The sequence below is a fragment of the Vibrio fujianensis genome, assembly GCF_002749895.1.
Lineage (GTDB): Bacteria > Pseudomonadota > Gammaproteobacteria > Enterobacterales > Vibrionaceae > Vibrio > Vibrio fujianensis.
Genome location: NZ_NBUS01000040.1, coordinates 20,343 through 28,304 on the forward strand (window position 1 = coordinate 20,343; position 7,962 = coordinate 28,304).

The following is a 7,962-nucleotide window of genomic DNA, read 5'->3' on the forward strand; positions in this document are numbered from 1 at the left end:
AATTAATTCAGTCCTCTGCCACCTTACTCAAAGACTTATACATCAATTACATTAACCCTCAGTTAGTGAATGAACCTAATGCTGAACGAAAATTTAACCGTTTATCGTTATGGATCACAACGATTTTTGCCCTGTTAGTCTTTGTTGCTGCGACCAATCCACCTGAAATGATCGTCTGGTTAAACCTCATTGCCTTAGGCGGGTTACAAGCGGTCTTCTTGTGGCCATTAGTTTTGGGGCTCTATTGGCAAAAAGCCTCACCAATTGGTGCATTAAGCTCTATGGTTGTTGGATTGACCACTTACCTTAGCCTTATGTGGTTTAAACCGGATCTTGCGGGCATTCATCCGATAGTGCCCACATTACTGCTCGGCCTACTGAGTTTTATTATTATGAGCCTTGTCAAACCTCAGCCAGTTGAGTCTAAAACATGGCTTAAAACTCGTTAATATACTAGGGTCTGTTTATCTTTTGCGGTTAAATTTGTTCGAAAGATAAACAAACCTTAGGGGATAAATCAATCGGATCAACGGTAAGTGCAGCGCTCTCTCCACTTACCGTTCTGAAACGCACTCTTCTCTCGCGGCCACTTCTAATTCCGCCAAACTTTTCGGTTGAGAAAAATAAAAACCTTGAATAATATCAATATCCAATTGGCTTAATACTTCCATTTGAGGCAAGGTTTCCACCCCTTCGGCAACCACACGAAAACCAAGGCTTTGTACCATACTCACCAGCCCTTGTATAAACGCTAAGTTTGATGGTTTTTCACTGATATCATTAATGAAAGATCGATCAATTTTCACCTCTTTAATCGGTAGCCCTTTCAAGAGAGATAACGAAGAAAAACCCGTCCCAAAATCATCCAATGATAAACTAAAGCCGGCGCTTTGTAGTTCTCTTAATGTTCGATAGCTCCTTTCTTTATCTGAAATTGCAGCCGTTTCTGTGATTTCTAAACAAAAGAGCGCAGGGGAAAGTCGATAAGCTTTAATTTTTTCTAATAAGTGACGGGTAAAGTGACTATGCACTAACTGACGCGCACTAATATTGACCGAAATATGGTCTAAACTGCGTAACCATGATGATGAAGCAACATCTTGACACACACGATCCATAATACAGTCTCCCAGTTTCATCATTAAGAAACTGTTCTCTGCGACCGCGATAAATTGGTTCGGCGGAACCACACCTAAGGTGGGTGACGACCATCTTGCCAGAGCTTCGACAGAACAGATCTGTTTACTGCGATTATCATATAACGGCTGGTAATGAACGTGTATTTCACCTTGCTCAATCGCTTGACTAAGTAAATGTTCGGTTTGTAAATGACTTTCAAAAGATTGATGCATTTTTTTCTCATAATGCATCACCTTGCCGCCACCCATTTGTTTCGCACGATACATGGCGATATCGGCATTTTTAATTAGTTCATCAGCATTCAATCCTTGGCTTGGATAAAATGCAACTCCAATACTGGCTTGACTGACCAATTCAATATGTTGGTAGCACATCGGTTTTTCTACCGCACGCAATAAACGTAACGCCAGCTCAGAGGCTTGATGTGTGTTGACAACATCACAGAAAAAGACAAATTCATCACCACCAAAACGACCAATAAGATCCTGAGAGCGTAATGATTTTGTCAACGCTTCAGCGACATGGCAAAGTAACGCATCGCCGACTTGATGACCGAATGTGTCATTAACCATTTTAAAACGATTCAGATCCATCATCATCACCGCTCGAGGTTGCCCAGGATGCCGTTTGATATGCTGTTCGATGACTTCCATGACCTTACGACGATTAGCAATTCCTGTCAGCCCATCGTAATAAGCCATTTGATGAATTTTATCGGCTGATTCCTGTTGCTCTGTAATATCAATCATCGATCCGACAATTCGAACTGGCTGACCAAGATGGTTGCGAATCGCCGATCCATTCATCTGTACCCAAATATAGTGTCCATCATCACGGGATAAGCGGAGTGTCATTTTGAATGGCGTCATAGTGGTCAGGTGTTCTTGAATCATTTGTTCAAATGCCACCATATCTTCAGGATGAATACGGTTCAGAAATAACTGAGGGTCAATCACACCGGATTGATTAGACTGAGTAAAACGCAACATGACACTCAAGCGACCATTCCAGTAGAGCCTTTGTTCAAGCAGATCCCACTCCCAAATACCATCATTTGAACTACTAGAGACCACTTTCAGCTGCTGCAATAATTGCTGTGACTTTTTATGCCGTTGTTGGCTGGTTTCAATCAATGCATCACGTTCAATAAACAGTGATAAAATATCTAAATAATTATAAAACATGGCGGATTGAGCAATGCTTGGCTCACCATTTTGCTTTTCAACCACAGTGACAACATCCCAATTTCCCTGTTCTCCTCGATTAACCGGAAGGACAGTAATGACACAGGCTTCTGAAGTCTCTAATTGCGGTAGGTTTCGCACATCTTGCAGGATCTCATTTTGAGACATCACCTCATGACTACTCATTAAACTGCGTTGGGAGATTAATCGATATTGTTCGTAACGGTGCAGCTCTGCTCTCTTTAATTGGCACTGATAGAGTGTTTGGGCATCAAGAATAGACTGAAACCCCTCTTTAGCTAAAGAATAAAGGTTATCAAACAGCTCAGAAGGAGAATGTAACGCCTCATACAGCAAAGCATATCGAATCGATGTTGGATCAAGATCTAACGGTTGATCAAGCGATATCGAACCACACGACTGGCGAATCACTAAGCTTTGCTCAATATGAAACACTTCTCGCCGTAGATCGACTCCAGCGATACGATCTAACGCTCGCTGGAAAACGGTACGCGTCAACACTTCTAACTGTTGATCAACCGTGGTTAGCGAGGGCGTAATTCGACCACCTGAGAAAATATTATCAATCCCAACAATGGCAAGATCATCAGGGATATCAATATTATGCCGTTTCAGTTGTTCAATCATGCCCAGCGCATTTTGATCAGTAGCGCAAATAACCGCCGAACAACGGTTCACCGACAGCGTTAACCACTCTTCCGCCGCTTGTCGCCCTCCCGCTAACTGACAATTTTCAACACTAAATAATTGAGAGGTATCAAAGGTTCGATGGTGATAACGCTTCACACACTGTTTAAAAGCATTAAATCGAGAGCGGATATCCGTAACAGAAAGATCACCACAAAAACCAATGTGTTGATGGCCTAATGAAACCAGCCACTGATATAGCTGCTCAACGCCACTACTTTGTAAACTGGAAAACTGTTCAACAGGCAAAGGAGCATAGCTTGCCCCCATGGAGATAACCGGAATACCCATCCGAGTGGCGGCTTCCACATACGTGTTTGCTGCCGCATGCAATACGACCACCAACGCATCGATTTGATGTAATGCAATGGGCAGTGAAAAATCACGGCTATCGCCAGAACGAATAATAATAAGATTGACGCCTTGTTGTTCCGCCAATTGACGGAATGTGGCACTAATTTCTCCCATATAGAAGCCACTAAGCATCGGCATCACAACACCGATCGTCACTCTAGATGCACTCAAATCGCTAGGCATATCATCACTCATCCTTGAAAAGAAAAGTTCATAATGCCTAACTGCTTAATATTTATAAATGCTGTACTGTTAAAAATGATTTCAATCGCACATTTAGTGCACTAAAAGAGCGATGCAAACCACTATCGCCCCCATTCGAGCCCAAAAGCGAAGCATCCGAGCAGACTTGATTTATCTGTGGTTTATTGACTCATCACCACTAACGATTTACCCAGCAACCACTCAACTTGTTGCTCACTTCCAGCCCCGAATTTCTCTTGCGCGAGCTTATAAAGACGTTCAATCGCTAATTGCGAAAAGGTTTCAGCACGCTCTGCCGCCACCACATGGTGAAAAATCAAACGAAGAATGGATAAAAACCGCTCACTTTCTTGTAAGGCGCGTAACCAACTATGAGTAAAAGCCTCGCTTCCTTGTTCGAATTCTAAATCTTGTAGCAATAAGTTAAAAATAGGCCCATCAAGCGCTAATGCGAAATCCGTTTTTTTAGGAAAATGATGACTAATTCCCGTCCTAGAGACGCCGGTTTGCTGGCTCAATGTTGTATAAGACATTTTGTCATACCCCAATCTTAATAATTGATCGATGACAGCGTCCATAATTATCTGGATAGTGATCTCTGTGTCTTCTTTACTACGTTTTGGCATGATTTAGACTCTTCTATAACAGTATTAGTATCTCTTTCAACCGGCGGTAACTCATCATTCGCAATAATTTTAGGTATCAAAAGAATCATCTTATAATCCCTTGAGCAAGACAATGAAACACCTGTCATTCTGACAAAATACTGGCACATTGTGTGAAAATTCTTAGATATGAGTCACAACCCTTCTCTATTTCACTCACCAAATAGCTAGCCGTTAACGCTAGGCTTAATTTCAGCTCATGGCTTAGTAAGGTGATTGAGTTGGCATCCTCGGTTCAAGAGAGGTAAAATAACCTTATATTTTGAAAGAGGATAAAGAGATGAGTGATCGATGCTACGTAGAAAATGAAGTCTGTGAAGCATGTGGTGTAGCGGGAGAAATGGGCTTTATCATTAAAGAAGGTGATGAAGTTGCCGAAGTCACTGTTATTGCAGATAACCCAACACTTCTGCAACAGGAATTAGATAAATATATTCAGTTAGCTAAGGAAGTGTGCAGCCATGTTGAGCACCAAGTGCTACCTATGGCTGATGACGCAAAAGAGTTGCATGCTCGGTTTAAATTTGAAGTCAGCGCAGAAAAACTGATCTTTGAACTTAAATCTCGCTCTCTAGCACGCTAAACCGTATCAGAAAGTGAGCGCACCCACGCTCACTTTTTCCCTTAAGACGCCCCATTAAATGAGTAATACAATGACAGGCATACACGGCCCCAACGGATACTGAGAGAACAGATCATGCCACGCTGGTTAATGTACATACTAAGCTTACTCTGCTCTTTTTCTTTGGTCGCGGCCCCTCTTGATCAATACCAAATCCTGAACCATTTAGATAACTATGGCAATTTGAATTTACGTAATAAACCCTATACTCAACTTCCAGAAGGTTTAACGCTGAAAGGCAATCTAAATATTGCTCAAACCGCGATCCGAACGCTCTCATCAGGGTTGACGATTCAAGGTAGTTTAGAGGCATCGAATAGCCAACTGGCACGTATTCCTAAAGGCACTTTTATTCGGGGATATGCTAATTTACTCGGTACACAAATCACTCAGTGGCCAGCAGGAGTAAACGTTGGCGGTTACTTAAACCTCACCGATACACCATTAGTACGTTTACCGCCAAGGCTGACCGTCAAAGGAGACTTAAGCGTGGTACGAACCCCGTTAGAAGCATTACCAAATGGGCTAATCGTACAGGGTGATCTGTATATTGGCGGGTCTAAGATTACTCGTTTTCCAGAGACGATGACCGTCAATGGCAATATTTTTTTAGGTGGCAATCAAATCCAACAATGGCCGACCAACTTAACGTTAGGCGGCGTGGTCGCGAGGTAGTTTTTCTATGAGAGAATTACCCTAAAGGGCCACCAAGAGTAAGCTGACATAACTGATAATATTGATCCAACTGGCCACTGAACAACTGATCAACAATCTCTTTTTCCTTCACACCAGAAAGACGACGCTTTAGCGCTTCTCGCACCAATAACACCACATGCTGCTCTTTACTTACGTGACCCGATTGCATCGGACACCACAAACTCAACGCTTGGCTTAAAGCGCTCATTTTTAGTTTGGGTTCAAAGTTCTGCACTTCATATTTCAAGACCTGATGTAAATGCGGGTACACTGCATCTGTGCTTGAATTTTCCCGCAGGCGATGAATCACCGCCAAGCTGAGGTCACTATGTCTGATCACTCCCGCTTGACGAGGGAAGCTATCGGGTAACCGGACAGAAAAATCAACCTTAGTGATTTGCGTGTTAGGGAAGAACGTCAGCGCCGACAAGCAATCTAAAGGAATCCAAAGTGCTTGATGGGCTTCAATCGCGTATTCTTGCTTACCCAGCTTAAAGAGTACTAACCCTTGATTAACCTGTATCAAGCTATGTTTAATCGCACGTTTTCGCGCCGTCACTTGCAAATAAGGGAACGTGCAAGTTTCTGACTGAATAGCGTAGTTCATGGTTTGCCTCATCTCATTAGAGGGCGCTAAGAGTAACGCTTCTCGATAAAAAAGCCAACTGAACTGAACCTTACCAGCCTGATTCTGGTCTGACCTTATAAATTCTGTGCGAACAGTAGCTGCGACAGTTTACTAGTATGCGTAGAATAAGCCCGATTTATTATTTGATGTACAAAACTATGACTTCAACCAACGATCCATATTTCGATATTCGTCCTTATAATGACGAGGAAATTCCTGCCGCCATTGACCGTTTGATCAATGACGAAGAGTTTATTGCCGCGATTTTGCAACACCGCTTTGCGCGCCAACCTGCCTGGCTCAAACCTCTAATAGGGCCACTCGTAAAAATTTATCTTAAATTGAAGTGGGCCAAGCTTACCTCCGTGGAAGCGATTCAACTGGAAGTGAAAAAGTATCTTGATCAGACATTAGCGCACACGACTCAAGGAGTCACCTACAGTGGGTTAGATAAGCTAGACAAGAACACCTCGTATTTGTTTATCTCTAACCACCGTGATATTGCGATGGATCCCGCACTGGTCAATTATGGTCTGCATCAATATGGTCACCGAACGGTACGCATTGCCATTGGCGATAATTTACTCAAAAAACCCTGTGCGACCGAATTAATGCGGCTGAACAAAAGTTTTATTGTCAAACGTTCCGCGAAAGGTCCACGAGAAATGATGAAGGCACTCAGTACCTTATCAGCTTACATCAAATATTCTCTCGATACGGGCAACTCGATCTGGATTGCTCAAAAAGAGGGACGCGCAAAAGATGGTAACGACTTTACAGACCCTGCCATTTTAAAAATGTTTCACGTTGAGGGACGTAAACAAAAAATTGAGTTTGCCGACTATATTCAATCGTTAAAAATTGTACCAGTGTCCATTTCTTATGAAAATGACCCGTGTGATATAGCAAAAGCGCGTGAGTTATATGAAAAAGCGACCCTCGGTCAATATCAAAAGGGAGAGTTTGAAGATATAGAGAGCATTATTCGAGGCATTGTCGGCGATAAAGGGCGAGTGCATGTTGCTTTTGGTGATGTGATTAGTGAGCCCTTCAACACACCAGAATCATTAGCGGCTGAAATTGATCGACAAATTCACCATCACTATCGTCTTTATCCGATCAACTATCTTGCCGCACAAGTAGACCATGAAGGGATAACAACACAACATCAAGCACAATTAGCGGATAAATTACAACATTTACCTGACGGTGCGCATCGCTATTTACTCGATAGCTATGCCAACCCAGTGAAAAATAAGGCGTAACCGTCTATTCGCTGAAGCATCGACGAACGTTGACGCTTCAGCTGATCATGACCTCAAAATGAGGCTGTTATTTTACTACCTAATCGCTGACCACGTCGATATCCGTTTCTGGTATGCAGCAACAGGCCAACGCTTGTCCTTGATGCCGATCTTCTTCTTGTAATGCTGACACGTCTGGCTGAGAGACCTTGCCAGACGTCACTGTCACTTTGCATGCTCCACAAAACCCAGCTCGGCAAACATAAGGCATGATAACCCCTGCTGCTTCGGCCTGTTCAAGTAAACTGCTTTGGTTATTACCTTGAAAAGTTTGACCATTAACACTAACTTGTACGGCTTGATACGATTTACTCACCGACTGCTTGGTACCAAAGACCTCCTGATGGTAGGCACTTTCTGGTAACCCCTGTTTTAGCAATAAATTTTTCGCTTTTTGCATAAAACCATCTGGGCCACAGACAAAAACCTGACGCTGTATCAGATTAGGCACTTGTTT

At 42.8% G+C, this 7,962-nt stretch carries 8 protein-coding genes; 4 read left to right on the forward strand and 4 right to left on the reverse strand.

Annotation, left to right across the window (positions count from 1 at the left end; all coding sequences use genetic code 11):
• Nucleotides 1–449: sodium:solute symporter family transporter (locus tag B7C60_RS18045; protein ID WP_425445495.1), on the forward strand; the 449-nt coding region annotated here is incomplete at its 5' end.
• Between the two features lie 105 nt (nucleotides 450–554).
• On the opposite strand, the gene B7C60_RS06050 is transcribed toward B7C60_RS18045, so the two are convergent.
• Both B7C60_RS06050 and B7C60_RS06055 read right to left on the reverse strand, forming a co-directional pair.
• Nucleotides 555–3,569 carry an EAL domain-containing protein gene (locus B7C60_RS06050; RefSeq protein ID WP_272870136.1) on the reverse strand — a complete coding sequence of 1,005 codons (3,015 nt, stop codon included), beginning with the start codon at nucleotides 3,567–3,569 and terminating at the stop codon, nucleotides 555–557.
• 182 nt (nucleotides 3,570–3,751) lie between these two features.
• On the reverse strand, nucleotides 3,752–4,216 hold the full coding sequence (locus B7C60_RS06055) for a TetR family transcriptional regulator (protein WP_099610879.1): 465 nt from the start codon (nucleotides 4,214–4,216) through the stop codon (nucleotides 3,752–3,754).
• Nucleotides 4,217–4,535: 319 nt separating this feature from the next.
• On the opposite strand from B7C60_RS06055, the gene B7C60_RS06060 reads away from it, so the two are divergent.
• Both B7C60_RS06060 and B7C60_RS06065 read left to right on the forward strand, forming a co-directional pair.
• Nucleotides 4,536–4,838, forward strand: a complete 303-nt coding sequence (locus B7C60_RS06060; RefSeq protein WP_099610880.1) for a YfcZ/YiiS family protein — start codon at nucleotides 4,536–4,538, stop codon at nucleotides 4,836–4,838.
• 114 nt (nucleotides 4,839–4,952) lie between these two features.
• Nucleotides 4,953–5,552 carry a hypothetical protein gene (locus tag B7C60_RS06065; protein ID WP_099610881.1) on the forward strand — a complete coding sequence of 200 codons (600 nt, stop codon included), beginning with the start codon at nucleotides 4,953–4,955 and terminating at the stop codon, nucleotides 5,550–5,552.
• Between the two features lie 16 nt (nucleotides 5,553–5,568).
• Here B7C60_RS06065 and B7C60_RS06070 read toward each other — a convergent pair whose 3' ends face one another.
• On the reverse strand, nucleotides 5,569–6,180 hold the full coding sequence (locus B7C60_RS06070; RefSeq protein ID WP_099610882.1) for an AraC family transcriptional regulator: 612 nt from the start codon (nucleotides 6,178–6,180) through the stop codon (nucleotides 5,569–5,571).
• 179 nt (nucleotides 6,181–6,359) lie between these two features.
• Between B7C60_RS06070 and B7C60_RS06075 the strand changes: the two genes are divergently transcribed.
• Nucleotides 6,360–7,466: a 1-acyl-sn-glycerol-3-phosphate acyltransferase gene (locus B7C60_RS06075; protein ID WP_170887277.1), complete on the forward strand. Its 1,107-nt coding sequence runs from the start codon at nucleotides 6,360–6,362 to the stop codon at nucleotides 7,464–7,466.
• A 79-nt stretch (nucleotides 7,467–7,545) separates the two neighbouring features.
• On the opposite strand, the gene B7C60_RS18050 is transcribed toward B7C60_RS06075, so the two are convergent.
• Nucleotides 7,546–7,962: 2Fe-2S iron-sulfur cluster-binding protein (locus B7C60_RS18050; protein ID WP_245868682.1), on the reverse strand; the 417-nt coding region annotated here is incomplete at its 5' end.

Coding starts and splice junctions, on each gene's coding strand:
- B7C60_RS06070 (WP_099610882.1), bottom strand. CDS start 6,180: ATGAACTACGCTATTCAGTCAGAAACTTGCACGTTCCCTTATTTGCAA.
- B7C60_RS06065 (WP_099610881.1), top strand. CDS start 4,953: ATGCCACGCTGGTTAATGTACATACTAAGCTTACTCTGCTCTTTTTCT.
- B7C60_RS06060 (WP_099610880.1), top strand. CDS start 4,536: ATGAGTGATCGATGCTACGTAGAAAATGAAGTCTGTGAAGCATGTGGT.
- B7C60_RS06075 (WP_170887277.1), top strand. CDS start 6,360: ATGACTTCAACCAACGATCCATATTTCGATATTCGTCCTTATAATGAC.
- B7C60_RS06055 (WP_099610879.1), bottom strand. CDS start 4,216: ATGCCAAAACGTAGTAAAGAAGACACAGAGATCACTATCCAGATAATT.
- B7C60_RS06050 (WP_272870136.1), bottom strand. CDS start 3,569: ATGCCTAGCGATTTGAGTGCATCTAGAGTGACGATCGGTGTTGTGATG.